Below are 1,720 nucleotides of genomic sequence, written 5' to 3'. Positions count from 1 at the left end.
CGGGGTCATCGTACGCAAGGGCGATCCGGAGCTGGTCGCGGCCATCAACAAGGCGCTGGCCGACATCAAGGCCGACGGCACCTACCAGAAGATCGCCGACAAGTATTTCGGCCAGGACGTTTCGAAGTAAGCCAATCGTTCCTTTGTTCGGACAATGGCGGGCCGTCAAAAACGGCCCGCCATTTTTTACACGACATTCATCGGGGCCGTCTTTGACGGCCCGGCGGTTTTTGCGTGATAGTCAGCCCATACGGGGGAACGCGCCGCCGTATCTGGAAGGGAGAAGCGCCCCGTGCCGCACTGGCTGCAATTGATGCTGGAATCATTGCCGACGCTGCTATGGGCGGCGCTGATCTTCACCGTGCCGCTGACGCTTTTGTCCTTCGCGCTCGGGCTGATCGCCGGACTGGTGACGGCGCTGATCCGGCTGTTCGGCCCGAAACCGCTGGTCGCGCTGGTGCGCTTCTATGTCTGGATCTTTCGCGGCACGCCGCTTCTGGTGCAGCTCTTCCTGATCTTCTACGGCCTGCCCTCGGTCGGCATCCTGCTCGATGCCTTTCCCGCCGCGCTGATCGGCTTCACGCTCAACATCGGCGCCTATACCTCCGAGATCATCCGCGCCGTCATCGGCTCGGTGCCGAAGGGCCAGTGGGAGGCCTCCTATTCGATCGGCATGACCTGGAACCAGGCGATGCGGCGCACCATCCTTCCGCAAGCTGGCCGCGTCGCGGTGCCGCCGCTTTCCAACACCTTCATCTCGCTGGTCAAGGACACCTCGCTCGCGGCGGCGATCACCGTGCCCGAGATGTTCCAGGCCGCGCAGCGCATCGTCGCCACCACCTATGAGCCGCTGATCCTCTATGTGGAGGCGGCGGCACTCTATCTGGCGTTGAGTTCGGTGCTGTCGGCGCTGCAGGCGCGGCTGGAGGTGCGGCTCAACCGCTATGGCGGGTTCCTGGAGGCCAACGCATGATCGGCCTCACCGACATCGAAAAGCGCTTCGGCGACAATCTGGTGCTGAAGGGCGTCACCGTCAGCCTCGACGAGGGCAGCGTGACCGCGCTGGTCGGCCCTTCGGGCGGCGGCAAAAGCACGCTCCTGCGTTGCATCAACCTGCTGGAGATTCCCACGTCCGGTTCCCTGCGCATCGGCGAGGAGACGCTTGCGCTCCATCCCGGCGTCAAGGTGCCGGCCAAGGACGTTCAGCGCATCCGCCTGCAGACCGGCATGGTGTTCCAGAATTTTCAGCTCTTTCCGCATCGCACGGCGATCGAGAATGTCATGGAAGGGCTGGTGACGGTGCTGAAATGGCCGGAGGCGCGAGCGCGCGAGCGGGCGATGGCGCTGCTCGAAAAGGTCGGCATGGCGCACAAGGCCGATGCCTGGCCGGCGACGCTGTCGGGCGGCCAGCAGCAGCGCGTGGCGATCGCCCGGGCGCTGGCGCCCTCGCCGCGCGTGCTGCTTTGCGACGAGCCGACCTCGGCGCTCGATCCGGAACTGGCGCAGGAAGTGGTCGACGTGCTTGGGCAGCTGGCCCGCGAGGGCACGACCATGGTGATGGCCACGCATGATCTCAGGCTCGCCTCCAAGATCGCGCAGGAGGTCGTCTTCCTCGATGCCGGCTCGATCGTCGAGAAGGGACCGGCCTCGGTCGTGTTCGACAATCCGGAGCGCGAGCGCACCAAGCGCTTTATTGCCTCGCTGCGGCAGGAGGAAGCAC

General features: G+C 65.1%; 3 protein-coding genes. All 3 read left to right on the top strand.

Features of this window, described 5'->3' with window-relative positions; genetic code table 11:
* The coding region (locus EOD07_RS33490; RefSeq protein WP_127238265.1) for a transporter substrate-binding domain-containing protein at positions 1–130 on the top strand (130 nt) is incomplete at its 5' end.
* Positions 131–292: 162 nt separating this feature from the next.
* Complete coding sequence (locus tag EOD07_RS33485; RefSeq protein ID WP_041000882.1) at positions 293–973, top strand: ABC transporter permease subunit; 681 nt, start codon at positions 293–295, stop codon at positions 971–973.
* Positions 970–1,720 (top strand): amino acid ABC transporter ATP-binding protein (locus tag EOD07_RS33480; protein ID WP_164772796.1); only part of this gene is annotated, 751 nt, incomplete at its 3' end. The genes EOD07_RS33485 and EOD07_RS33480, both read left to right, overlap by 4 nt.

It is taken from the genome of Mesorhizobium sp. M2C.T.Ca.TU.002.02.1.1 (assembly GCF_003997225.1).
This window is presented reverse-complemented; position numbering and strand designations above follow the sequence as displayed.